General features: G+C 65.7%; 22 protein-coding genes. 15 read left to right on the top strand and 7 right to left on the bottom strand.

What is annotated here, in order from left to right:
* Positions 1-7: 7 nt before the first annotated feature.
* Complete coding sequence (gene pdxR, locus APZ15_RS19695; RefSeq protein WP_027791106.1) at positions 8-1,531, bottom strand: MocR-like pyridoxine biosynthesis transcription factor PdxR; 1,524 nt, start codon at positions 1,529-1,531, stop codon at positions 8-10.
* 108 nt (positions 1,532-1,639) lie between these two features.
* Between pdxR and APZ15_RS19690 the strand changes: the two genes are divergently transcribed.
* From APZ15_RS19690 to APZ15_RS19670, 5 genes are all read left to right on the top strand, one after another.
* A complete protein-coding gene (locus APZ15_RS19690) occupies positions 1,640-2,746 on the top strand; it encodes an ABC transporter ATP-binding protein (RefSeq protein ID WP_027791107.1) in 1,107 nt (368 codons plus the stop codon).
* Between the two features lie 77 nt (positions 2,747-2,823).
* Complete coding sequence (locus tag APZ15_RS19685) at positions 2,824-3,870, top strand: ABC transporter substrate-binding protein (protein ID WP_021158689.1); 1,047 nt, start codon at positions 2,824-2,826, stop codon at positions 3,868-3,870.
* 111 nt (positions 3,871-3,981) lie between these two features.
* On the top strand, positions 3,982-5,238 hold the full coding sequence (locus APZ15_RS19680) for an ABC transporter permease (RefSeq protein ID WP_027791108.1): 1,257 nt from the start codon (positions 3,982-3,984) through the stop codon (positions 5,236-5,238).
* Between the two features lie 37 nt (positions 5,239-5,275).
* Positions 5,276-6,112, top strand: a complete 837-nt coding sequence (locus APZ15_RS19675) for an ABC transporter permease (protein WP_027791109.1) — start codon at positions 5,276-5,278, stop codon at positions 6,110-6,112.
* A 220-nt stretch (positions 6,113-6,332) separates the two neighbouring features.
* Entirely contained in the window at positions 6,333-7,751 is a 1,419-nt protein-coding gene (locus APZ15_RS19670) for an MFS transporter (protein ID WP_027791110.1), read from the top strand.
* 64 nt (positions 7,752-7,815) lie between these two features.
* On the opposite strand, the gene APZ15_RS19665 is transcribed toward APZ15_RS19670, so the two are convergent.
* The gene (locus tag APZ15_RS19665) at positions 7,816-9,549 is read right to left on the bottom strand and encodes a S53 family peptidase (RefSeq protein ID WP_027791111.1); all 1,734 of its coding nucleotides are present in this window, start codon (positions 9,547-9,549) and stop codon (positions 7,816-7,818) included.
* Between the two features lie 647 nt (positions 9,550-10,196).
* On the opposite strand from APZ15_RS19665, the gene APZ15_RS19660 reads away from it, so the two are divergent.
* The 3 genes from APZ15_RS19660 to APZ15_RS19650 are packed head-to-tail and all read left to right on the top strand — an operon-like array spanning position 10,197 to position 11,379.
* Entirely contained in the window at positions 10,197-10,520 is a 324-nt protein-coding gene (locus tag APZ15_RS19660; RefSeq protein ID WP_027791112.1) for an ArsR/SmtB family transcription factor, read from the top strand.
* On the top strand, positions 10,520-10,951 hold the full coding sequence (locus tag APZ15_RS19655) for an SRPBCC family protein (protein ID WP_027791113.1): 432 nt from the start codon (positions 10,520-10,522) through the stop codon (positions 10,949-10,951). Before APZ15_RS19660 ends, APZ15_RS19655 begins: the two co-directional genes overlap by 1 nt.
* Complete coding sequence (locus APZ15_RS19650; RefSeq protein WP_027791114.1) at positions 10,948-11,379, top strand: DUF1801 domain-containing protein; 432 nt, start codon at positions 10,948-10,950, stop codon at positions 11,377-11,379. Before APZ15_RS19655 ends, APZ15_RS19650 begins: the two co-directional genes overlap by 4 nt.
* A 124-nt stretch (positions 11,380-11,503) precedes the next feature.
* Here APZ15_RS19650 and acnA read toward each other — a convergent pair whose 3' ends face one another.
* From acnA to APZ15_RS19625, 5 genes are all read right to left on the bottom strand, one after another.
* Positions 11,504-14,221, bottom strand: coding sequence for an aconitate hydratase AcnA (gene acnA / locus APZ15_RS19645; protein ID WP_027791115.1), 2,718 nt, complete (start codon positions 14,219-14,221; stop codon positions 11,504-11,506).
* A 52-nt stretch (positions 14,222-14,273) separates the two neighbouring features.
* Positions 14,274-15,725: a bifunctional 2-methylcitrate dehydratase/aconitate hydratase gene (locus tag APZ15_RS19640; RefSeq protein WP_027791116.1), complete on the bottom strand. Its 1,452-nt coding sequence runs from the start codon at positions 15,723-15,725 to the stop codon at positions 14,274-14,276.
* A gap of 22 nt (positions 15,726-15,747) precedes the next feature.
* Entirely contained in the window at positions 15,748-16,263 is a 516-nt protein-coding gene (locus APZ15_RS19635) for a hypothetical protein (RefSeq protein ID WP_027791117.1), read from the bottom strand.
* 229 nt (positions 16,264-16,492) lie between these two features.
* Positions 16,493-17,500 (bottom strand): HpcH/HpaI aldolase/citrate lyase family protein, encoded by a 1,008-nt coding sequence (locus tag APZ15_RS19630; RefSeq protein WP_027791118.1) that lies wholly within the window; start codon positions 17,498-17,500, stop codon positions 16,493-16,495.
* A gap of 187 nt (positions 17,501-17,687) precedes the next feature.
* Positions 17,688-18,674: a malate dehydrogenase gene (locus APZ15_RS19625; protein WP_027791119.1), complete on the bottom strand. Its 987-nt coding sequence runs from the start codon at positions 18,672-18,674 to the stop codon at positions 17,688-17,690.
* Between the two features lie 288 nt (positions 18,675-18,962).
* Between APZ15_RS19625 and APZ15_RS19620 the strand changes: the two genes are divergently transcribed.
* The 7 genes from APZ15_RS19620 (at position 18,963) to gltA (ending at position 24,903) form a co-directional block, all read left to right on the top strand.
* Positions 18,963-19,787, top strand: a complete 825-nt coding sequence (locus APZ15_RS19620) for a GntR family transcriptional regulator (protein ID WP_034196031.1) — start codon at positions 18,963-18,965, stop codon at positions 19,785-19,787.
* A 171-nt stretch (positions 19,788-19,958) separates the two neighbouring features.
* Positions 19,959-20,375 carry a succinate dehydrogenase, cytochrome b556 subunit gene (gene sdhC, locus APZ15_RS19615; RefSeq protein ID WP_021158703.1) on the top strand — a complete coding sequence of 139 codons (417 nt, stop codon included), beginning with the start codon at positions 19,959-19,961 and terminating at the stop codon, positions 20,373-20,375.
* A 4-nt stretch (positions 20,376-20,379) separates the two neighbouring features.
* Complete coding sequence (gene sdhD, locus APZ15_RS19610) at positions 20,380-20,748, top strand: succinate dehydrogenase, hydrophobic membrane anchor protein (protein ID WP_011355745.1); 369 nt, start codon at positions 20,380-20,382, stop codon at positions 20,746-20,748.
* Between the two features lie 3 nt (positions 20,749-20,751).
* Positions 20,752-22,527 (top strand): succinate dehydrogenase flavoprotein subunit, encoded by a 1,776-nt coding sequence (sdhA, locus tag APZ15_RS19605; protein WP_027791121.1) that lies wholly within the window; start codon positions 20,752-20,754, stop codon positions 22,525-22,527.
* 21 nt (positions 22,528-22,548) lie between these two features.
* Positions 22,549-23,250 carry a succinate dehydrogenase iron-sulfur subunit gene (locus APZ15_RS19600; protein WP_006479352.1) on the top strand — a complete coding sequence of 234 codons (702 nt, stop codon included), beginning with the start codon at positions 22,549-22,551 and terminating at the stop codon, positions 23,248-23,250.
* Between the two features lie 12 nt (positions 23,251-23,262).
* A complete protein-coding gene (locus APZ15_RS19595; RefSeq protein WP_011548107.1) occupies positions 23,263-23,535 on the top strand; it encodes an FAD assembly factor SdhE in 273 nt (90 codons plus the stop codon).
* Between the two features lie 66 nt (positions 23,536-23,601).
* Positions 23,602-24,903: a citrate synthase gene (gene gltA, locus APZ15_RS19590; RefSeq protein WP_027791122.1), complete on the top strand. Its 1,302-nt coding sequence runs from the start codon at positions 23,602-23,604 to the stop codon at positions 24,901-24,903.
* Positions 24,904-24,924 lie beyond the last annotated feature (21 nt).

The raw sequence follows: 24,924 nt of genomic DNA, 5'->3' as shown, positions 1-24,924 counted from the left end.
ACGGTCGTTATGCCGCGCGCGTGAGATCGCGAGGCAGGTGTTGCTCGATGGTATTCGCGAGCGTGTCGAATGCCGGCCGGATGCCTTCGTGCGCGACGCATGCATAACCGAGCAGCAGGCCGCGCCGCGCGGTATCGAGGTTGCTGTAGTAGCTGGTGAGCGGGCGCACGATCACGCCCGCATCGAACGCGCTCTGCGTGACCGCGCGGTCGTCGCAGGCGTCGGGCAGGCCGAGCACGAGATGCAGGCCGGCCTCGTCGCCCATCACGGGCAGCGCGTCGCCGAAGCGCGCGCGGATCGCGTCGATCATCAGCTGCCGGCGCTCGCCGTACAGCGTGCGCATCCGTCTGACGTGCGAAGTCAGGTGGCCGTCCATGATGAACTCTGCGAGCACGGCCTGCTGCATCAACTGGCCCTCGCGGTACAGCTCCGACAACCCGGTGCGGAACGTGTCGACGAGATGCTCGGGCACGACCATGTAGCCCATCCGCAGCCCCGGAAACAGCATCTTGCCGAGGCTGCCGACGTAGATCACGCGGCCGCCGTCGTCGAGCCCCTGCAGCGACGCGAGCGGGCGGCTGCCGTAGCGGAACTCGCTGTCGTAGTCGTCCTCGATGATCCAGCAGCGGTGCTGCCGCGCGTATTCGAGCAGCATCCGGCGCCGTGCGAGGCTCATCACCATCCCGAGCGGGTACTGGTGCGACGGCGTGACGAGCACGAGCCGGGGCGGATGCTGCATGTCGCTGGCGCGCGGGTCGAGCCCTTCCTGGTCGACCGGCACCGGCGTCAGCGTGAGGCCCGCCGCCTGCAATACGCTTCGCACACCCCAGTAGCACGGTTCCTCGACCCACGCGCGATCGCCGATGTCGGACAGCAGCCGCACCGCAAGATCGATCGACTGGTGGATGCCCGTCGTGATGATCACCTGGTCCGGCGAGCACTTGACCGAGCGCGCGACGCGCAGGTAATCGGCGAGCGCGCGCCGCAGCGGCCGGTAGCCGCCGCCCGGCGCATAGGTCAGCAGCTCGGGGTTCGCTTCCTTCCACAGCCGCGCCTGCAGGCGGCTCCACGTCCGGCTCGGGAACTCCGACACGTCCGGCACGCCCGGCATGAACGCGCCCCATTGGCGTCGCGATACCCCCGCATGCTCGATCAGTTGCCGGCCGCGCATCGACAGGCCGCCCTGCGCGTCCGGCTGCGGCGCCGCATCGGCGCTCGACGGCGGCGGCGCGGCGCCCGGCACGTGGATCGCGGCGGCATCCGGCCGCGTGTCGGCCACATAGGTGCCGCTGCCGGTGGTTGTCAGCACGTAGCCTTCGGCGGTCAGCTGGTCGTACACGTGCAGCACGGTATTGCGCGCGATCGACAGGTCGGCCGCGAGCGTGCGGGAACTCGGCAGCTTGGTTCCTGGCCCCAATTCTCCGGTCAGGATGGCCTGCTGCATCAACTGCAGCAACTGCCGGTACATCGGCTCGGGCGAGCTACGGTCGAGACGGGCGGAGAGCCAGTCGGCGAGGATCACGGTATCCAAAGTGGTCCTACTAGTAATATTGAAATGGTTCCCTATTGTAGAACCGTGGGCGCCGTATAGTGGCTCGCATCTCAAAATCAATTGTCGCGAAGCAAGGGGACAGCCACGATGAAGTCCGATGATGTGATCGTCAGCTTTCGCGGCGTGCGGAAGACCTACGACGGAGAAACGCTGGTCGTCAAATCGCTCGACCTCGATATCCACCGCGGGGAATTCCTGACGCTGCTCGGGCCCTCGGGCTCCGGCAAGACGACCTGCCTGATGATGCTGGCCGGCTTCGAATTCCCGACCGGCGGCGAGATCCGCCTCGACGGCGAACTGCTGAACAACGTGCCGCCGCACAAGCGCAACATCGGCATGGTGTTCCAGAACTACGCGCTGTTTCCGCACCTGACGGTCGAGCAGAACGTCGCGTATCCGCTGACCGTGCGCAAGCTGCCGGCCGCCGAGCGTGCGGAACGCGTCGCGCATGCGCTGAAGATGGTGCAGATGGAGCGCTTCGCGAAACGTTACCCGGCGCAACTGTCGGGCGGCCAGCAGCAGCGCATCGCGCTGGCGCGCGCGCTCGTGTTCGAGCCGAAGCTGGTGCTGATGGACGAGCCGCTCGGCGCGCTCGACAAGCAGCTGCGCGAGCACATGCAGTACGAACTGAAGGCGCTGCACGAAAAGCTCGGCGTGACCTTCGTGTACGTGACGCACGACCAGGGCGAGGCGCTGACGATGTCCGATCGCGTCGCCGTGTTCGACAAGGGCATCGTGCAGCAGCTCGACACCGTCGACCGCCTGTACGAGTCGCCGTGCAACGAATTCGTCGCGAACTTCATCGGCGACAGCAACCGGCTGCGCGGCACCATCGCGCGCGTCGACGGCGAATTCTGCGAATTCCGGCTCGACGACGGCACGCAGCTCGTCGGCCGCCGCATCGGCGATGCGGCCGAGGGCGCGCCGGCCGTCGCGTGCATCCGCCCCGAACGCATGAGCCTCGCCCCGCACGGCGCGAACGGACACGCGAACGGCGCGGCCGCCAACCGGTTGAGCGGCGAGGCGCGCAGCCTCATCTATTTCGGCGATCACGTGCGCATGCGCTGCGCGCTGCCGGGCCAGGACGAGTGCTTCGTGAAGGTGCCGCTCGGTACCGGCGCGCTCGATGCGTTCTCGCCCGGCGCACCGGTCGCGCTCGCGTTCGCACCCGAACACCTGCGCGTGTTCGCTTGAGCAGGGTTTTCCCGATTTTCCGCTGAACGTCGTCAACAACAACTGCCCACTTCCACCACGAGAGGAGAGGAACCACCATGAACCGAGCAAGCATTACCGCGCGTCGTACCGCGCTGGCACTCGCGCTCGCCGTCGTCGGCGTATCGGCATCGGCTGCCGAACTCACGGTCGTCAACTTCGGCGGCGCGAACGGCGACGCGCAGAAGGCCGCGTTCAACCAGCCGTTCGAGAAGGCGACCGGCAACAAGGTCACCGCCGTCGAATACAACGGCGAGCAGGCGAAAGTGAAGGCGATGGTCGAGGCGAAGCACGTCAACTGGGACGTGGTCGAAGTCGAGTCGGGCGACCTGAATCGCGGCTGCGACGAAGGGCTGTACGAGAAGCTCGACTGGTCGAAGATCGCGAAGAAGTCCGACCTGATTCCGGAGTCGCCGCAGGTGTGCGGCGTCGGCTTCTTCGTGTGGTCGACGGCGCTGTCGTACAACGCGGACAAGCTGAAGTCGGCTCCGACCGGCTGGGCCGATTTCTGGAACGTGAAGAAATTCCCCGGCAAGCGCGGCATGCGCAAGGGGGCGCGCTACAACCTCGAATTCGCGCTGATGGCCGACGGCGTCGCGCCGAAGGACGTCTACAAGGTGCTCGGCACGAAGGCCGGCCAGGACCGCGCGTTCAAGAAGCTCGACGAGCTGAAGCCGTATATCCAGTGGTGGGAAGCGGGCGCGCAGCCGCCGCAGTTCCTCGTCGCCGGCGACGTCGTGATGTCGACCGCGTACAACGGCCGCATCGACGCCGCGCAGAAGGAAGGCAAGAACCTGAAGGTCGTGTGGAACGGCAGCATCTACGACCTCGACTACTGGGCGATTCCGAAGGGCTCGCCGAACAAGGCGCTGGCCGAGCAATACATCGCGTACACGCTGACGCCGAAGCCGCAGCAAGGGTATGCGCAGCACATCGCGTACGGCCCCGCGAACATCGCGGCGATCAAGTCGCTCGACGCGAAGACGCTCGCGAACCTGCCGAACTCGCCGGCCAACGGCAAGAACGCCGTGCTCGAAGATATCGGCTTCTGGACCGACCACAGCGACGAGCTCGAGCAGCGTTTCGCCGCATGGGCGACGAAGTAACCGGTCAGGCATCCTCAAAGGTGTCCTGATGCAACCTGCCGCGCGGCGCGTCGATCGCGTCGCGCGGCCTTCCGCCGGATCGTCCCCGGCCGGAGAGAAACGTTGAATACGATGACGATCGCGTCTTCCTCGCCGTCGACCGCTGCGCTCAAGCGCGAGCTGAAGGCCGCCGAAGCCCGCAAGCGCACGATGGCGCTGTTGCTGGTCGCCCCGCTCGCGATTTTCCTGCTGCTGATTTTCGTCGTGCCGATCGGCACGCTGCTCACGCGCGCGGTGCAGAACCCGGAGATCGCGACTGCGTTGCCGGGCACGGTCGCCGCGCTGTCGGGCTGGGACCGCAAGGCACCGCCGGCCGACGCCGCGTATGTCGCGCTCGCGGCCGACATGACGAAGGTGGCCGACAGCGAGGCGATGGGTGCGCTCGCGCGGCGCCTGAACACCGAGATTCCCGGCTATCGCTCGCTCGTCGCGAAGACGGCGCGCGCGATGCCGCTGAAAGGCGACAACGACGCGGCACTGACGCCCGCGCAGACGCGCGCGAAACTGATCGACCTCGATGCGCGCTGGGGCGACGTCGCGTACTGGCAGTCGATCGCGAAGAACGGCAGCACCGTGTCGCCGTTCTACCTGCTCGCCGCGCTCGACCACAAGCAGGACGGCTTCGGCCACATCGTGCAGGCCGATCCGGACCAGTCGATCTATCTGGCGATCTTCGGCCGCACGTTCGTGATCGGCGTCGCCGTCACGCTGTTCGCGCTGCTGCTCGGCTATCCGCTCGCGTACTGGATCTCGACGCTGTCGGAGCGCCGCGCGAACCTCGTGATGATCCTCGTGCTGATTCCGTTCTGGACGTCGGTGCTCGTGCGCGTCGCCGCGTGGATCGTGCTGCTGCAGAGCGAAGGGCTCATCAACACGGCGCTGATCGGCAGCGGGCTGATCTCGCATCCGCTGACGCTGCTGTTCAACCGCGTCGGCGTGTACATCTCGATGACGCACATCCTGCTGCCGTTCATGATCCTGCCGCTCTACAGCGTGATGAAGTCGATCCCGCCGACCTACCAGCGCGCGGCCGTATCGCTCGGCAGTCATCCGTTCGCCGCGTTCTGGCGCGTGTATGTGCCGCAGACCTATCCGGGCGTCGGCGCGGGCGCGCTGCTCGTGTTCATCCTCGCGATCGGCTACTACATCACGCCCGCGCTGCTCGGCGGGCCGAACGACCAGATGGTCAGCTACTACGTCGCGTACTTCACGAACGTGACGATCAACTGGGGCATGGCGTGCGCGCTCGGCGGGCTGCTGCTCGCGGCGACGCTGGTGCTGTACGCGGTGTACGGGCGCTTCACGCGCACGAACGTGAGCCTCGGCTGAGCGCCGCGCACAACGAAACGGGAAGGGGAATCCGACCATGAAACTCGCCAGGCCGCTGTTCGCGCCGCACATGTCGTTCGTCGAGCGCGCGTGGTACGTCGCGCTGCGCGTGCTCGTCGTGCTGACGCTGCTGTACCTGATCCTGCCGGTGCTCGCGATCGTGCCGCTGTCGTTTTCGTCGAGCACGTTCCTCGTCTATCCGATTCCGGGCTTCTCGATGCGCTGGTACGAGAACCTGATCGCGTCGGACGAGTGGCGGATGGCCGCGAAGAACAGCTTCATCGTCGCGCCGTCGGCGACCGTCGTCGCGACGGTGCTCGGCACGCTCGCCGCGATCGGTCTCACGAAGGCCGACTTCCGCGGCAAGGGGCTGCTGATGGCCGTGCTGCTGTCGCCGATGATCGTGCCCGTCGTCGTGGTCGGCGTCGGCATGTACCTGTTCTTCGCGCCGCTCGGGCTCGCGAACACCTACACGGGGCTGATCGCCGCGCACGCCGCGCTTGGCGTGCCGTTCGTCGTGACGACGGTCGCGGCGACGCTGCAGGGCTTCAACCAGAACCTCGTGCGCGCGAGCCTGTCGCTCGGCGCGAATCCGGTGTCGACCTTCTTCCGCGTGACGCTGCCGGTGATCGCCCCGGGCGTGATGTCGGGCGCGCTGTTCGCGTTCGCGACGTCGTTCGACGAAGTCGTCGTCACGCTGTTCCTCGCGGGCGCGGACCAGACCACGCTGCCGCGCCAGATGTTCACGGGCATCCGTGAGAACATCAGCCCGACGATCGCCGCGCTCGCCACGATCCTGATCATCTTCTCGACGAGCCTGCTGCTTGCGCTCGAATGGCTGCGCGGACGCAATGCGCGGCGCGCGGTGAGCTGAGCGGGCGGGCTTGCCCCCGGCAACTGAGTCGCCACGTGTCGTGCGTGGCCGCGCATTGCTTTCATTTCGCTGACTGACGAAGCGGCCGCCTGCACGTTCGATGCGGCTCTGCAACAATACGGGACGCGGCGGCGCGCGTTCCGTGCGGTGCGACCGGAACGCCGCCGCGAGTCCAATCCGCGACGCGGCGCAACGCGTCGCTCGTCAGCCGAGCCTCATCTTGTCCGAATTCGCCTCCTCCGCCGGCGCGCATGAGCCGGCCGTCAACTGGCGCGCGATGTCCGCCGTGCTGCTGGCCGTCGCGCTCGCGACGCTCGACACCGCGATCGCGAACACCGCGCTGCCCGCGATCGCCGCCGACCTGCATGCATCGCCGGCCGCGTCCGTATGGATCATCAACGCATACCAGCTCGCGATGGTCGCGACGCTGCTGCCGTTCGCGTCGCTCGGCGACATCGTCGGCCACAAGCGCGTGTATATCGCCGGGCTCGCGGTGTTCACGCTCGCGTCGCTCGGCTGCTCGCTCGCGTCGACGCTGCCGATGCTGACGGCCGCGCGGATCGTGCAGGGCTTCGGCGCGAGCGCGATCATGAGCGTCAATGTTGCGCTGATCCGCGGCCTGTTCCCCGCGCACCGGCTCGGGCGCGGCGTCGGCTTCAACGCGCTCGTCGTCGGCGTGTCGTTCGCGGTGGGGCCGACCATCGCGTCGCTGATCCTGTCGGTCGCCGCGTGGCCGTGGCTGTTCGCGGTGAACGTGCCGCTCGGCGTGTTCGCGCTGGCCGTGGCGATTCCGTCGCTGCCGCAGACGGCGCGCGGCAAGCATGCATTCGATCCGGTCGCCGCATTGTTCAACGTGATCACGTTCGCGTCGCTGATCTTCGCGCTCGGCGAATTCGCGCAGCGCGGGCCGCTTTCGATCGTGTTCGCGTCGGCCGCGGTCGCGCTTGCGTTCGGCTGGCTGCTGATCCGCCGCCAGGCCGGGCACCCGGCGCCGATGCTGCCGGTCGACCTGTTTCGCCGGCCGGTGTTCACGCTGTCCGCGTTGACCGCCGTGTGCGCGTTCGCCGCGCAGGGGCTCGCGTTCGTGTCGCTGCCGTTCTATTTCGAAACCGTCCTGCATCGCAACGCGGTCGAGACGGGGTTCCTGATGACGCCGTGGTCGGCGATCGTCGCGCTTGCCGCGCCGATCGCGGGGCGGTTGTCGGATCGTTATCCGCCGGGCCTGCTCGGCGCGATCGGTCTTGCGTTGCTGAGCGCGGGCATGGTGTCGCTCGCCGCGTTGCCGGCGGCGCCGGGCGTGATCGACATCGGCTGGCGGATGATGCTCTGCGGCGCGGGCTTCGGTTTTTTCCAGTCGCCGAACCTGAAGGCGCTGATGTCGAGCGCGCCGCCCGAGCGCAGCGGCGGCGCGAGCGGGATCATCGCGACCGCGCGGCTGATCGGGCAGGCGACCGGTGCTGCGCTCGTCGCGCTGTCGTTCGGGATCGCGGGGCGCCACGGGCCGACGCTTGCGCTGATGCTCGGCGCGGGGTTCGCCGGGGCGGCGAGTGTCGCGAGCGGGTTGCGGCTCTTTGCGCCGTCGCATCGGGCCGGCGTGGCGGCGGCGTCCGAGCGCGTGGGCGAGCGGGCGGCGGAATAGGCAAGGGCAAGTCACGCGCCGGTGCGCGGCAACCTGCCGCCGCGCACCGGCCTTCAAGCTTCGCTCAGAACCCGCCCGACTTGATCAGCTGGTTGAGGTTCGCGATGTTCAGGCTGCCGAAGCCGGTCGGGTAATCCCAGCCGGTGCCTGCGTTATAGCCATACCCCTGATAGCCGTTGTTCCCCGACACCACGTCGTAGCGCACGAGCGACGGACGCGACGGAATGTCCGCATAGAAATTGCCGGCCGGGAAACCGAGGCCCGTGCCGTTCGCTGCGAGCAGGCGTGCCCAGAGGCCCGTGAAGATCGGCGCGGCGAGGCTCGTGCCGCCGATCTGCTGCAACTGGCCGTAGTTGTAGATGTACGCGCCGGTGCTTTGCGCGGCGTCGAACGACACGTCCGGCAACTGGCGGTTGCTGCCCGACTGCCACGACGGCGCGGGCAGGATCGTGCTGACGCCGCCGCCCGTTGCCCACAGCTTGCCGTTGTCGTCGAGCCCTTCGTTCCACACCGTCTCGTTCGAGAACGCACCCGACGACGTCGTGTAGAGCGTCGTGCCGCCGATCGCGAGCACGTGCGGCGACGAAGCCGGCCACGATACCGTGTAGTTCGAGCCGTCCGGATAGCCGCGGTTGTTGCACTCGTACACGCCTTCGTCGCCCGACGACACCGAGAAGGTCTGGCCTTGCGCCGCTGCCGTCGTGAAGATTTGCTCCTCGGCGTCGAGCGTGCCGTCCGCGTTTGCGTCGGTTTCGCACCAGCCGAGCGACACGTTGATCACCTTCGCGGTGTTGTCCGACACCGCGCGGTTGAACGCCTGCGTGAGCCCCGTGTTGCCGCTGGCGTTGAGGTCCGCCATGTAGAACACGAGCTTGCCGACCTGGCCGCCGGCCGAGCCGACGATCGACTGGCTGTCGAGATCCCATTCGCCCTGGCCGTCCTGGTCGTCGGTATAGCTGCCGCCCGAGCCGTTGGTCTTGACGGTCTGCGTCGAGACCGTGCCGTAACCGTTGCTCGACGTGAACTGCTTCAGGTCCTGCAGCGTCTGCGACACGCCGCCGATCGTGATGATGCCGACGGTGACACCGGCTGCGGTCGGCACGCCGGTCGCGTTGTAGAGGCCCGGGAATTCCTTCGGATAATGGCCGGTCGCCGTGCCGGCCGCGAGCGCCTGCGGCTTCGACACGTTGCCGATGCGCAGCAGCGGCCGCGCGCGCGCGACGCTCTGCAGCCCGAGCACCGAGCCGACGACGTCGCCGAGCGCGCGCGGCACCTGCGCGGTCGACGTGTTGGCGAAGCCCGAGCGGCCCGCGTAGTCGAAGTGCACGAGCGACGTGTTGAATGCGGTCTTCACGGTGCCGGCCGTGCCGCGTGCGGACACCAGCAATCGGTTCGGTGCGACCTCGACATTCACGAAGCCGCTCTTGTGCAGATAGTCGACGACCGACTTCACCTGCGCATCGGTCGGCGCGTAGTTGGCGAGGAACTGCTCGTGCGTGAGGTACTGGCGGTAATGCGCGCTGCCGGGCCGGTTCACGTCGCGCGCCAGTTGCTTGAGCTGCGCGGCATTGCGCAGCTTCAGGCTGACGACGACGTCGGTCGTTTCGCCGGCCGCGAGTTCGAGCGACGGCGCCGCACTGCGCGCCATCAACTGCGGGCCGGTCAGAAAGGCCTTCGTATGGGTATCGACCCAGTCCGTCGCCGCATGCGCCGCAGCGGCAGCGAACACAAGGGGTGCCACGCACGCAAGGCGGCGGGGCGACGGCAGGGGCAGGGCAAACCAGGCGTTCCTTTTCATCGGGAGTCCTTTTTAGGAGAGACGACGTTGCTGGAGCCCTCGACCCTTGTGGGGTCGCGAGCGGTGACGAGCGTAGGGCGTCGCTACCGTTCAGGTAGCTGCCAGTTTCCATAGCTGTCAGTTCTGACATCGGGGCGTGAGCGTGCACGCGCTGCGTCGTATGCGCAGACGATCGCGGGCGTGGCGAACGGAACCGGTTCGCGGCACGACGGCGCGGCAATGCGCGACGTTCGCACGCACGAGTCGCTCGTCACGGCGTTGGAACATGCGCGATCGCGGAGTGGATCGACGCGTGAACGCGTGGCGCGCGACCGGTCGTTGCCGCATGCCGCGTCGCACTATGTGGTCAAACGAAGCGATGCGGCAGGAACGGATTCGCACGTGCACAAAAAAGGGGCCGGTCGAACGCAAACGTTTCCCGAACTGTGGAACAGCACGTCGGGCAGTCTTGCAGGCGGCTTTCGGATCGCGTGTCGCAGATGCGGATTAGAGGAAACGCTCGAATTCGGACGCAGGCGCGCGCCGGCGCGACGGACGGCAGGCCCGCACCGGATTGCACGACGCCGTTCGTGAAATTCCGCCTTGACGCGCGTCGACCGGCGGCTATTCTTCAATCCATAACCAACGGGTTATGGATTTTGAACGACATGCAGACCGATCACGACATGCTTTTCCGGACGCTGGCCGATCCCACCCGCCGCGCGCTCTTCGAGCGGCTGTGCGCGGACGGCGAGCTGACGGTCGCCGCGCTGACGGCCCATGCGGGCGTCTCGCAGCCGGCCGTGTCGAAGCATCTCGGCGTACTGAAGCAGGCCGGGCTCGTGAACGACCGTCACGAAGGCCGGCAGACGCACTACAGCGCGCAGCCGCAAGCGCTGGCCCCGCTGATCGACTGGACGAGCCAGATGGCCGGCTTCTGGCAGAACCGGTTCGATGCCCTCGAAGATCTTCTGAAAAGGATGGACCAGTAATGAACCAGGCCACCACCGAAACGCGCTCCGTCGTCGTCGACCGGGAACTGCCTCATCCACCGGAGAAGATCTGGCGCGCGCTCACGCAACCGCACCTGATCGAGGCGTGGCTGATGAAGAGCGACTTCGAACCCGTCGCGGGCCGCGCCTTCAGCTTCCGCGCCGACTGGGGCTCGGTCGACTGCAAGGTCCTGACGATCGAGCCGGCGCGCGTGCTGTCCTATACGTGGGCCGCGTACGGCCTCGAAAGCGTCGTCACGTGGACGCTCACGCCGACGCCGGCCGGCACGCACCTGCGGATGGAGCAGGTGGGCTTCCGCACGGACCAGGAGCAGGCATACCGCGGTGCGCAGCATGGCTGGGTGCGGTTCCTCGATGCGCTCGAACAGGTGCTGGCACGTCCCGACGAAGGCACGGAGGCCCGCGCATGAACGCAACGGACCTCACGCCGTCGGAGCGCATCGACGCGCTGATCGCCGGCATCGCCGACTGGCGCGGCAAGACCTTCGCCGACCTGCGCCAGACGATCCTCGCCGCGCAAGCGGGCATCGTCGAGGAATGGAAGTGGATGGGCAGCCCCGTATGGTCGTGCGACGGGATGATCGCGGTGGCGAACGCGCACAAGGGCAAGGTGAAGCTGACCTTCATGCACGGCGCGCAGTTGCCCGATCCCGACAAGCTGTTCAACGATGGCCTCGACGGCAATGCGCGACGCGCGATCGACCTGTTCGAAGGCGACCGGCTCGACAAGCGGGCGCTGAAGAATCTCGTGCGCGCGGCGATCGAATACAACCGCACCCACTTGAAGAAGAACGCACGAGGAGCGGGCGCGAAGGAGCGCGGCGACAAGGCGGCGTGACGAGCCTGACAATCGGTAACATTGCGTAACGCGCGCAGGCAAAAAAAAGCCCGACACGAGGTCGGGCATCCAAATCGGCCGCAACCGCCGCGAGGCGGCTGCGGCACCTGCAAAGGCAGGGCGCTTACGCTGCGAGCAGCGAGCGCAGCACGAACGGCAGGATACCGCCGTGCTTGTAGTAGTCGACTTCGATCGGCGTATCGATGCGCAGCAGGACCTGCACGCGCTGCGTTTCGCCGTTCTTGCGGTTGATCACGAGCGTGACGTCCTGCTGCGGCTTGAAGTCGTCGCCGAGGCCTTCGATGTCGAACGTCTCGTCGCCGGTGATGCCGAGCGACTGGACGCTGTCCGAGCCCTTGAACTGCAGCGGCAGCACGCCCATGCCGACCAGGTTCGAGCGGTGGATACGCTCGAAGCTGCGTGCGATCACGGCCTTCACGCCGAGCAGCTGCGTGCCCTTCGCGGCCCAGTCGCGCGACGAGCCCGTGCCGTATTCTTCGCCCGCGAACACGACGGTCGGCGTGTCGGCCGCGACGTACTGCATCGCCGCGTCGTAGATCGACTGCTGTTCGCCGCTCGGCTGGTGGATCGTCAGGCCGCCTTCGACGCGCGTGCCGTCCGCCTTCGCCGGGATCATCAGGTTCTTGATCCGGACGTTCGCGAACGTACCGCGCATCATCACGTCGTGGTTGCCGCGGCGCGAGCCGTAGCTGTTGAAGTCGGCCTTCTGCACGCCGTTTTCCTTCAGCCACTTGCCCGCCGGCGAGTCTTCCTTGATCGAGCCTGCCGGGCTGATGTGGTCGGTCGTGACCGAGTCACCGAAGATGCCCAGTGCGCGCGCGCCCTTGACCGTCGGGATCGATGCAGCCGGCTCCATCGAGAAGTCGTTGCCGAAGAACGGCGGCTCGGCGATGTAGGTCGACTTCGGCCAGTCGTAGACTTGGCCCGATTCGCCCTCGATCTTGCTCCAGAGGTCGCCCTTCTTGGTCAGCTTCGAGTAGTTGTCCTCGAACTTCTTCGGATCGAGCGCGAACTTGAGCAGCGCGTGGATTTCGTCGCTCGTCGGCCAGATGTCGCCGAGGTAGATGTCGCGGCCGCCCTTGCCCTTGCCGACCGGCTCGGTCATCAGGTCGCGCGTGATGTTGCCGGCGATCGCGTACGCGACGACGAGCGGCGGCGACGCGAGGAAGTTCGCGCGGATGTTCGGGTGGATACGCGCTTCGAAGTTACGGTTGCCCGACAGCACGGCTGCCGCGACGATGTCGTTCTTCGTGATCGCTTCGTTCAGCTCCGGCGTCAGGTCGCCCGCGTTGCCGATACAGGTCGTGCAGCCATACGCCGCGACTTCGAAACCGAGCTTCGACAGGTAGGGCAGCAGGCCCGTCTTCGTCAGGTACTCGGTGACGATGCGCGATCCCGGCGCGAGCGAGGTCTTGATCTTCGGATCGACCGTGAGGCCGGCCTCGACCGCCTTCTTCGCGAGCAGGCCGGCGGCCAGCAGCACGCTCGGGTTCGACGTGTTCGTGCACGACGTGATCGCGGCGATCAGGATGTCGCCGTTCTTCACGTCGACGCCGTTGCTCGTCGTGTACTGCGTGCCCAGGTCGTCCGCCTTCTTCGCGAAGCCGTTTTCCGCGACCGGCTTCGAGAACAGGTCGGTGAACGTCGACTTGACGTTGCCGATCTCGATGCGGTCCTGCGGGCGCTTCGGGCCGGCCAGCGACGGGGCGACCGTCGTCAGATCCAGCGTCACGACCTTCGTGTAGTCGATGTCGCCGGCCTTCGGGATCCCGAACAGCTTCTGCGCCTTGAAGTAGTTCTCGAACGCGGCGATTTCCGCCTTCGTGCGGCCCGTGCCTTCGAAGTAGTCGATCGTCTTTTCGTCGACCGGGAAGAAGCCCATCGTCGCGCCGTATTCCGGCGCCATGTTGCCGATCGTCGCGCGATCCGGCAGCGACAGCGATTTCGTGCCTTCGCCGAAGAACTCGACGAACTTGCCGACGACCTTCTCCTTGCGCAGCATTTCGGTGATCGTCAGCACCAGGTCGGTGGCCGTCACGCCTTCGCGCAGCTTGCCCTTCAGCTCGACGCCGACGACGTCCGGCGTCAGGAAGTACACCGGCTGGCCGAGCATGCCGGCTTCCGCCTCGATGCCGCCCACGCCCCAGCCGACCACGCCGATGCCGTTGATCATCGTCGTGTGGCTGTCCGTGCCGACGAGGGTGTCCGGGTAGTACACGGTGTCGCCGCCGTCCGCCTTCTTGTGGACGCCGCGCGCGAGGTATTCGAGGTTCACCTGGTGGACGATGCCGACGCCCGGCGGCACGACCTTGAACGTGTCGAATGCCTGCATGCCCCACTTCATGAACTGGTAGCGCTCGTTGTTGCGCTGGAATTCCAGTTTCATGTTCAGGTCGAGCGCGTCCTTCTGGCGGAAGTAGTCGATCTGGACCGAGTGGTCGACGACGAGGTCGACCGGAACCAGCGGCTCGATCTTCTTCGGGTTCTTGCCCGTGCGCTCCGCGACGCCGCGCATGGCCGCGATGTCGGCGAGCAGCGGCACGCCCGTGAAGTCCTGCAGCACGACGCGCGACACCACGAACGGAATCTCGTCGACGCGCTTCGCGGTCGGCTTCCAGTTCGCGAGCTGCTCGATGTGCTCTTCGGTGATCTTCTTGCCGTCGTAGTTGCGCAGCACGGACTCGAGCACGATACGGATCGACACCGGCAGGCGTTCGATCTTCGTCTTCAGTTCCTTGCCGAGCTGCGGCAGCGAGTAGAACTTGCCTTTGCCGGAACCGCTGTCGAATTCCTTGAGGGTCTTGTGGAGATTGTGGGCCATGGTGATTTTCCTGGGTTTAAGGCTAGGAAACAAATAGTCCTGTATCTGACGGCTATATCACATACAAGTCGACGTACTCATCGACCGGCATCGCTTCGAGCTTTGCCTGGTCCAGCGACACGTCGAGAATCGCTTGTTGCTGCTTTGCCGGGAAGCGGCGGGCAAGGTTGGTCCTGAACTTCTCGACCAGGAGCGGGATGCCTTCCGCACGCCGCCGCCGATGGCCGAGCGGGTATTCGACCGCCACTTCGGCAAGTTTCGACCCGTCCGTGAACTCGATCGTCAGTGCATTCGCGATCGAGCGCTTGTCCGGGTCGTGGTAATCCTTCGTGAACTGCGGATCCTCGACGCACACCGTTTTCGCGCGCAGCGCGTCGATGCGGGGATCGGCGGCGGCCGCGTCTTCGTAATCGGCCGCGGTCAGCCGGCCGAACAGCAGCGGCACGGCGACCATGTACTGGATGCAGTGGTCGCGGTCGGCCGGATTGGCGAGCGGACCCTGCTTGTCGATGATGCGGATCGCGGCCGCATGCGTGCGGATCGTGATCCGGCTGATGTCGTCGGTCGTGCGGCCCGCGGCGGCGAGCTGCGCATGCAGCTGCAGCGCGGCCTCGGCGGCCGTCTGCGCGTGGAACTCGGCAGGGAACGCGATCTTGAACAGCACGTTTTCCATCACGTACGTGCCGTACGGGCGCTGGAAGCGGAACGGCTTGCCGTCGAACAGCACGTCGTAGAAGCCCCAGGTCTTTGCGGTGAGTGCCGACGGGTAGCCCATTTCACCCGTTTTCGCGATCAGCGCGAGGCGCACCGCGCGGGAGGTCGCGTCGCCGGCCGCCCATGATTTGCGCGAGCCCGTGTTCGGCGCGTGGCGGTAGGTGCGCAGCGCCTGGCCGTCGACGAACGCGTTGGACACCGCGTTGATCAGCTCGTCGCGCGTGAGCCCGAGCAGCCGGCCGACGACGGCCGTCGATGCGACCTTCACGAGCAGCACGTGGTCGAGCCCGACCGCATTGAACGAATTCTCGAGTGCGAGGCAGCCCTGGATCTCGTGGGCCTGGATCATCGCGACCAGCACGTCGCGCATCGTGAGCGGCTTCCTGCCGGCCGCGACGGCCGTGCGGGAGAGCCAGTCGGCCGTCGCCAGGATGCCGCCGAGGTTGTCGGACGGATGGCCCCATTCGGCGGCGAGCCAGGTGTCGTTGAAGTCCAGCCAGCGGATCATCGCGCCGATGCCGAACGCGGCCTGGACGGGATCGAGCTGGAAGGACGTGCCGGGCACCTTCGCGCCGTTCGGCACGATCGTGCCGGGCACGACGGGGCCGAGCAGCTTGGTGCAGGCAGGGTAGGACAGCGCCTCGAGTCCGCATCCGAGCGTGTCGATCAGGCAATGACGCGCCGTCTCCAGCGCGAGCGCGCTGTCGATGCCGGCATTCAGCACGTAGTCGACGATATCGACGAGTACCGTATCCGGAGCAGGGCGGACGTTGGAGACCGGGGCGGACATCGAGGGGCCGATGGGAACGCGCTTAGTTCGTTGCCGGCTTCAGCTCGTTCGACTGCGTCGGTGCCGGCGTGCCTTGTGCCATTTCCGGCGTCACGCATTCGTCCGCGAGGCGCTCGCCGCCGTTTGCGTCGGAGAACAGCATCGCCTTGGTCGGGATCACGATCAGCTTGAAGCCTGCTGCCGGATCGTAGAACGTGTCCGCGCCCGTCGTCGTGGCCTGACGCGGCAGCTTGTAGTTCTTCTTCGCCCAGTGAACCGTGACCACCTGGTCGCGCTTCATGTCGCCGGCGAGGTCGAACGACAGACCTTCCTTGCAGGACCACTTGACCGCGCCGTCCGGTACCGGATCGACCTTGGCTGCGGCGCGTGCCTGTGCCTTCTTGCTGCGCGGGATGATGCGCTTGGCCGGCGCCGGGCGCTTGGCCGTTGCCTTCTTCGCGGTCGTGGTGGTCGTACCCTGGGCAAACGCGCTCGGAGCCGACACCAGCATCGTGGCGGACAAGGCGCCGATGGCGGTAGCGATCAGGAGTTTCTTCATGGAGTCAGAACCTTTCGATAATCAGTTGACAAGGGCCGGCAATCGAATTGCCGGCCGGTTTGAAACTGCACGCGCCCCGAAAGCGCGCAGCGGCCGCTATTTTCACCTATTTGGCCGCGTACATATCAGGTTTTCGGGCTCCGTTACGTTTTTTGTCGTTTCGCAAACCTCTATCCGGTTCGCGTGTCGTCGAATGCATGAAACTCGTGTATCGGCCGGCGCCGCGCGCTTACGGCGCGCTGCCCGCGGCGGCCGGGCCGAACAGCGGCGCGGCCTCGGCCGGTACGGGCTGGCCGGTGGCCCGCGCGCGGCGCAGCACCGACCAGTAATACCGGTAGCTCGCGCGATCGTGCAGCGTATCACCGTGGCGCGTCGGCCCCCAGTCGGCGGCCTGCGCGGCCAGCAGGATCTCGGCGGCCAGCGCGACCTCGTCGGTACGCGGCGCGAATGCGTCGACGATCGGGCGGATCTGCGCGGGGTGGATGCTCCACATCCGCGTGAAGGCGAATTCGTCGCGCGCGCGGCGTGCATCGGCGGCGACGACGCTCATGTCGCGCACCTCGGTCGTCACGTTGTGCGACGGCGTCTTGCCGTGCGCGTGGCAGGCCGCGGCGATTTCCAGCTTCGCGCGGCGCACGAGCGGGTGCTCGAACTGGCCGGGCGAGCGCATCGCGGCATCGGGAATCGCGCCATGGTGCGCGGAGACGAAATCCATCAGCCCGAAGCTCAGCGTGCCGACCGTCGGCAGCGCGGCGAGGGCGGCCGCCTGCGCGAGCGCGCCGTGCGTCTCGACCAGCACGTCGACCGGGATCGGCTGCGCGATGCCGAGCTCGCGGCGCGTGCCTTCGATGAACGCGGTCATTTCGGCTGCGTCGGCGGCACTCGCGATCTTCGGGAGCGTGATGTAGGCGGGTGCGCGCGACGCGCGCAGCACGATGCGCACGTCGTCGCGCCAGTGCGGATGGGAAAAGTCGTGGATGCGGACGCCGACGCGGCCGAAGCGGTTTTCGTCGCTGCCGAGCATGTCGGCGACGAGTGCCGCGTGCGCGGCTTCCTGGCCGACGGCCGCGCCGTCTTCGCAGTCGAGCGTGATGTCGAACACGGGGCCCGTTTCGGCCTGCAGCGCGAGCGACTTGCGCATCAGCTTTTCGCTGCCCGCGTAGTGATCGCAACAGGGCAGGACCGCGGGCGGGGACGCCCCGTCGTACAGCACTTGTGCAGGAGTGAGCGCAGCCATCTCGTCTACGTCAGGGAAGCGGGTCAACGTGGAGAAAATCGGATTCGGGCGCGTTCTGGGCCGGTGCGCGGCGGGCGCGGGGCGGCAAAACGGGCGCGGATCGGATCGTTCGGCAGGGCCGGCGGCTGGCGCCGGCCCGGGCCGGAACCGGGCGGCCCGAAAGCCGCCCGGCAAAGGCACGTGATGCTTAGTTCTTCAGCAGGTGGGCAACGCCATCGCGCTCTTCGAGCAGCTCGGCCAGCGTGCCGTCCATCTTCTCGCGCGAGAAGGCGTCGATTTCCAGGCCTTCGATGCGCTTGTACTCGCCGTTTTCGCACACGACCGGCACGCCGTAGATGATGTCTTCGGGGATGCCGTACGAGCCGTCCGACGGGATGCCCATCGTGACCCACTTGCCGTTCGTGCCGAGGACCCAGTCACGCACGTGGTCGATCGCCGCGTTGGCTGCCGACGCCGCCGACGACAGGCCGCGCGCTTCGATGATCGCCGCGCCGCGCTTGCCGACGGTCGGGATGAACGTGTCGCGGTTCCACACGTCGTCGTTGATCAGCTTCAGCAGCGATTCGCCTTCGGCGGTCGCGAAGCGGAAGTCGGGGTACATCGTCGGCGAGTGGTTGCCCCACACGGCGAGCTTCTCGATCGATGCGACCGGTTTGCCCGACTTCGCTGCGAGCTGCGACAGCGCGCGGTTGTGGTCGAGGCGCAGCATTGCCGTGAAGTTCTTCTTCGGCAGATCCGGCGCCGACTTCATCGCGATGTATGCGTTCGTGTTCGCCGGGTTGCCGACGACCAGGACCTTCACGTCGCGGCTGGCGACTTCGTTCAGCGCAGCACCCTGAACCGTGAAGATTTCGGCGTTCGCCGACAGCAGGTCCTTGCGCTCCATGCCCTTCGAGCGCGGACGTGCGCCGACCAGCAGTGCGACGTCGGCATCCTTGAATGCGACCTTCGGATCGTCGGTGATCACGACGCCCGCCAGCAGCGGGAACGCGCAATCGTCGAGTTCCATCACGACGCCTTTGACGGCGGCTTGGGCTTGCGGGAGGTCGAGCAGTTGCAGGATGACCGGCTGGTCCTTGCCGAGCAGGTCGCCGTTCGCGATGCGGAACAGCAGGGAGTAAGCGATTTGACCTGCGGCGCCGGTGACGGCAACGCGCTTTGCGGGCTTAGCCATTGAAAATCTCCAGGACGGGTGAAGCGTTGGACGCTAGCGAAAACGCCATTCTATGCGCGTTGTGCGTAGCGTTGCATTGAAGCAGGGCGGAGGACTCGCGATGGCAGACGCGGTGAACCTGGAGACGGCCGTGGCACGTAGCCGGGGACGCGCTTTTGCACCCGCGAACCCTTGCTCGACCGGGAGTGTAGGAGCCGTCACGCGCAAAGTCAAACGGTATCATATGTCTTATATAAGACAGATGTTTTGCGGAAATTGAGTGGACGAAAAAGTGCGGTTTGTGATGAAATGCGCGCCATGACATCGAACCAGGCGAATACCGCGAATCAGACCGGCGCAGGCGGCCCAGGGCAGCCGGGCGCGAGCGATCCCGCACCTTCGCCTGCGGCGCCGCCGTCGCCGACGTTCAGCCCGTTATACCAGCAGATTAAGTCATTGATCACGCAAAGTCTCGAATCCGGTGAATGGAAGCCGGGCGAGATCATCCCGAGCGAGGTGGAGCTCGCGGCCCGCTACAAGGTCAGCCAGGGCACCGTCCGCAAGGCGATCGACGAACTGGCCGCGGAAAACCTCGTGGTCCGGCGGCAGGGCAAGGGTACTTTTGTTGCGACGCACAATGAAGATCGCGCGCAGTTCCGCTTCCTGCGCCTGCTGGCCGACGACGGTGCCGAGCATCCGCACGTGAGCCGCCTGCTCGAATGCCGGCGCCTGCGCGCGCCGGCCGAGATCGCGCGGCAGCTCGACCTGAAGCCGGCCGATCCGGTCGTGCAGGTGCGCCGGCTGCTGGAGTTCGAGAACGAAGTGACGGTGCTCGACGAGATCTGGCTGCCGGGCGCGATGTTCCGCGGGCTCACGTTCGAGCGGCTGAGCGAGTACAAGGGGCCGCTCTACGCGATGTTCGAGACGGAGTTCGGCACGCGAATGATTCGCGCGACGGAGAAGATCCGCGCGGTGGCGGCGGAGCCGGCGGTGGCCGACCTGCTGCACGTGCCGGCGGGTTTTCCGTTGCTGTCGGTCGAGCGCGTGTCCTATACATATGGTGACCGGCCGGTGGAGGTGCGTCGCGGCTGGTATGTCACAACCGGGTACTACTATCAGAATGACTTGAGTTGACGGAGTTTCGGCTCAAGCCGAGTGCGTTCGCGTTTCCCACGCTCGCGAAGCACGTTTCGGGCCGCCTTTTGTTCTAGTTCGCGCAACTATCCAGAGCAGACTTTCGCTGCAGCGCGATATAAAAAGGCGCTAAAATCGCGGATTAGTGTGACAACATAGTAGGGGTCTAGCATGACTGATGCAGTAAGAAAGCCGAGGCCGGAATACCGGAACATCGGATTCGCCGATATCACGATGAAATATCGCATGCCGCTGGCGGCGATATTGTCGATTCTCCATCGAGTCAGCGGCGCGCTGCTGTTCTTGTTCCTGCCGTTCCTGCTGTTCCTCTTCGACCAGAGCCTCACGTCCGAGCTCAGCTTCGAAGTCTTCAAGGCTTTCCTCTCCAACATCATCGTCAAGCTGATCGTCCTCGCACTGTCGTGGGCCTTCTTCCACCATTTCTGCGCCGGCATTCGCCACCTGCTGATGGACGTCAACCACGACGCCGTCACGAAGGAAGGCGGCAAGCGGACGGCAGTCGTCGTCTTTGTCGTCTCGATCGCCCTGACGATCGCCATGGCACTCAAACTGTTCGGAGCATTCTAAGAAAATGGCAGCCAATAACCGAATCGGCTCGAAGCGCCTCGTCGTCGGCGCACATTACGGCCTGCGCGACTGGCTTGCGCAGCGCATCACCGCCACGATCATGGCGGTCTACACGGTCATTCTGCTCGTCCTGTTCTTCGGCGCGCACGATTTCTCGTACGAAGGCTGGGCATCGATCTTCGCCGCGCAATGGATGAAGCTCGCGACCTTCGTGATGCTGCTTTCCCTCTTCTACCACGCATGGGTCGGCGTGCGCGACATCTGGATGGACTACGTGAAGCCCGTCGGTGTGCGCCTGCTGCTGCAATCGCTGACCATCGTCTGGCTGCTCGCATGTGCGGGCTACGCCGCGCAGATTCTCTGGAGAGTGTAAAGAATGGCTGCAATCAAAACTAATCTCCCGCGCCGCAAGTTTGACGTCGTGATCGTCGGCGCGGGCGGCTCCGGCTTGCGCGCGGCGCTGCAACTGTCGCGCGCGGGCCTGTCGGTCGGCGTGCTGTCGAAGGTGTTCCCGACGCGTTCGCACACGGTGGCCGCGCAGGGCGGTATCGGTGCGTCGCTCGGCAACATGAGCGAAGACAACTGGCACTTCCACTTCTACGACACGATCAAGGGCTCCGACTGGCTCGGCGACCAGGACGCGATCGAGTTCATGTGCCGTGAAGCGCCGAACGTCGTGTACGAACTCGAGCACTTCGGCATGCCGTTCGACCGCAACGCGGACGGCACGATCTACCAGCGCCCGTTCGGCGGCCACACCGCGAACTACGGCGAGAAGCCGGTCCAGCGCGCATGCGCGGCCGCCGACCGTACCGGTCACGCGCTGCTGCACACGCTGTACCAGCAGAACGTCGAAGCGAAGACGCAGTTCTTCGTCGAATGGATGGCGCTCGACCTGATCCGCGACGCGGACGGCGACGTGCTCGGCGTGACGGCCCTCGAGATGGAGACGGGCGACGTCTACATCATGGAAGGCAAGACGACGCTGTTCGCGACGGGCGGCGCAGGCCGGATCTTCGCGGCATCGACCAACGCGTTCATCAATACCGGCGACGGCCTCGGCATGGCTGCGCGTTCGGGCATCGCGCTGCAGGACATGGAGTTCTGGCAGTTCCACCCGACCGGCGTGGCCGGCGCGGGCGTGCTGATCACCGAAGGCGTGCGTGGTGAAGGCGGTATCCTGCGCAACGCGAACGGCGAGCGCTTCATGGAACGCTATGCACCGACGCTGAAGGATCTGGCGCCGCGTGACTTCGTGTCGCGTTCGATGGACCAGGAAATCAAGGAAGGCCGCGGCGTGGGTCCGAACAAGGATCACGTGCTGCTCGACCTGTCGCACATCGGCGCCGAGACGATCATGAAGCGTCTGCCGTCGATCCGCGAAATCGCGCTGAAGTTCGCGAACGTCGACGCGATCAAGGAACCGATCCCGGTCGTCCCGACGATCCACTACCAGATGGGCGGCATCCCGACCAACATCCACGGCCAGGTCGTCGGCACGTCGCGCGGTCACAAGGATCCGGTCAACGGCTTCTACGCAGTGGGCGAATGCTCGTGCGTGTCCGTGCACGGCGCGAACCGCCTCGGCACGAACTCGCTGCTGGACCTCGTGGTGTTCGGCCGTGCGGCCGGCAACCACATCGTCGAGCACGTGAAGAACCAGAAGGAACACAAGCCGCTGCCGGCCGATGCAGGCGAATTCTCGCTGGCGCGCCTGGCGAAGCTGGACAAGTCGACCTCGGGCGAATACACGCAGGACGTCGCGAACGACATCCGTTCGACGATGCAGAAGCACGCAGGCGTGTTCCGCACGTCGGAGCTGCTGAAGGAAGGCGTCGACCAGATGGCCGGCCTGAAGGCGCGCGTGGAAAACATCCACCTGAAGGACAAGTCGAAGGTGTTCAACACCGCGCGCGTCGAAGCGCTCGAGCTGGAGAACCTGATCGAAGTGGCTCGCGCCACGATGGTGTCGGCGGAAGCGCGCAAGGAAAGCCGTGGCGCGCACGCACACAGCGACTACGAACACCGCGACGACGAGAACTGGCTGCGCCACACGCTGTGGTACAGCGAAGGCGATCGCCTCGACTACAAGCCGGTTCAAATGAAGCCGCTGACGGTCGACTCCGTGCCGCCGAAGCCGCGCACGTTCTAAGCCGAGTCAAAGGAATCCGAAATGGCAAAACGCATTTTTGAAGTCTACCGCTACGATCCGGACAAGGACGCAGCGCCGCGCATGCAGACGTACGAGCTCGAGATCCAGCATGAGCGCATGCTGCTCGACGCACTGGTGAAGCTGAAGGCACTGGACGAGACGCTGTCGTTCCGCCGTTCGTGCCGTGAAGGCGTGTGCGGTTCGGACGCGATGAACATCAACGGCAAGAACGGTCTCGCGTGCCTGACGAACCTGAACGACCTGCCGCAGAAGATCGTGCTGCGTCCGCTGCCGGGCCTGCCCGTCGTGCGCGACCTGATCGTCGACATGACGCACTTCTTCAACCAGTACCACTCGATCAAGCCGTACCTGATCAACGACGCGCCGCCGCCGGAGAAGGAACGCCTCCAGTCGCCGGAAGAACGCGACGAGCTCGACGGCGTGTACGAGTGCATTCTGTGCGCGAGCTGCTCGACGTCGTGCCCGAGCTTCTGGTGGAACCCGGACAAGTTCGTCGGCCCGGCCGGCCTGCTGCAGGCTTACCGCTTCATCGCGGACAGCCGCGACACCGCTACCGGCGAGCGTCTCGACAACCTGGAAGACCCGTACCGTCTGTTCCGTTGCCACACGATCATGAACTGCGTCGACGTTTGCCCGAAGGGCCTGAACCCGACGAAGGCGATCGGCAAGATCAAGGAACTGATGGTCCGCCGCGCGGTTTAAGGCCGGGCTGCAATGAGCGACGATTCGCATCAATCCGACCCGCACCGTCGCGCGCGCCTTCGCTGGCGCGCGCGGCGGGGTCTGCTGGAAAACGACATCGTATTCGAGCGTTTCTTCGGCAGATACGAGCATGACCTCACCGATGCAGACGTAGGCGCGTTGTCGCGCCTGCTCGATCTGAGCGACAACGACCTGATGGACTTGCTCCTCGCGCGCAAGGAACCAGAAGGCGACCTAGACAGCCCGGACATTCACCGGCTGTTGGAGATGCTGCGCAACGTGTAACGCCAAGGTGTGACACGTTGTGCCCGTTATCGAATCCCGTTTCTTTATTTCGATTGAGGATGTGCCATGACTCCGTCTGATGTTAAAGCCACGCTATCGTTCAGCGACAACTCTCCGAGCGTCGAAATGCCGATCTACAAGGGCACGATGGGCCCGGACGTGATCGACATCCGCAAGCTGTACGGCCAGACCGGCAAGTTCACGTACGACCCGGGCTTCATGTCGACGGCAGCTTGTAATTCGGCGATCACGTACATCGACGGCGACAAGGGCGAGCTGCTGTACCGCGGCTACCCGATCGACAACCTCGCGCAAAACGCGGACTTCCTCGAAAGCTGCTACCTGCTGCTGAAGGGTGAGCTGCCGAACGCAGCGCAGAAGAAGGAATTCGTCGACACCGTCACGAAGCACACGATGGTGCACGAGCAGATGCACTTCTTCTTCCGTGGCTTCCGCCGCGACGCGCACCCGATGGCGATCCTGGTCGCCGCAGTCGGCGCGCTGTCGGCGTTCTACCACGACTCGCTCGACATCAACGATCCGCGTCACCGTGAAGTGTCGGCGATCCGCATGATCGCGAAGCTGCCGACGCTCGTCGCGATGGCCTACAAGTACAGCATCGGCCAGCCGTTTGTGTATCCGAAGAACTCGCTGTCGTACAGCGCGAACTTCATGCACATGATGTTCTCGAACCCGTGCGAAGAGTACAAGGTCAACGACGTGCTCGTCCGCGCACTCGACCGTATCCTGATCCTGCACGCCGACCACGAGCAGAACGCATCGACGTCGACCGTCCGCCTGGCCGGCTCGTCGGGCGCGAACCCGTTCGCATGTATCGCGGCCGGTATCGCGTGTCTGTGGGGCCCGGCGCACGGTGGTGCGAACGAAGCCGCGCTGAACATGCTCGAGCAGATCGGTTCGCCGGACAACATCCCCGAATTCATCAAGCAGGTGAAGGACAAGAATTCGGGCGTGAAGCTGATGGGCTTCGGTCACCGCGTGTACAAGAACTACGACCCGCGTGCGAAGCTGATGCGCGAAACGTGCTACGAAGTGCTGAACGAACTGGGCCTGCACGACGACCCGCTGTTCAAGCTCGCGATGCAGCTCGAGAAGATCGCACTGGAAGACGAATACTTCGTGTCGCGCAAGCTGTACCCGAACGTCGACTTCTACTCGGGCATCGTTCAGCGCGCGCTGGGCATCCCGACGTCGATGTTCACGTGTATCTTCTCGATGGCACGTACGGTCGGCTGGATCGCACAGTGGAACGAAATGATCGGCGATCCGGAGCAGAAGATCGGCCGTCCGCGTCAGCTGTTCATCGGCGATACGCCGCGCGAAGCGAAGCCGCTCAACGCACGTTAAGCCGTGTGTGGCGCGAACGGC

The sequence above is a fragment of the Burkholderia cepacia ATCC 25416 genome (assembly GCF_001411495.1).
GTDB classification, from domain to species: domain Bacteria; phylum Pseudomonadota; class Gammaproteobacteria; order Burkholderiales; family Burkholderiaceae; genus Burkholderia; species Burkholderia cepacia.
This window is presented reverse-complemented; position numbering and strand designations above follow the sequence as displayed.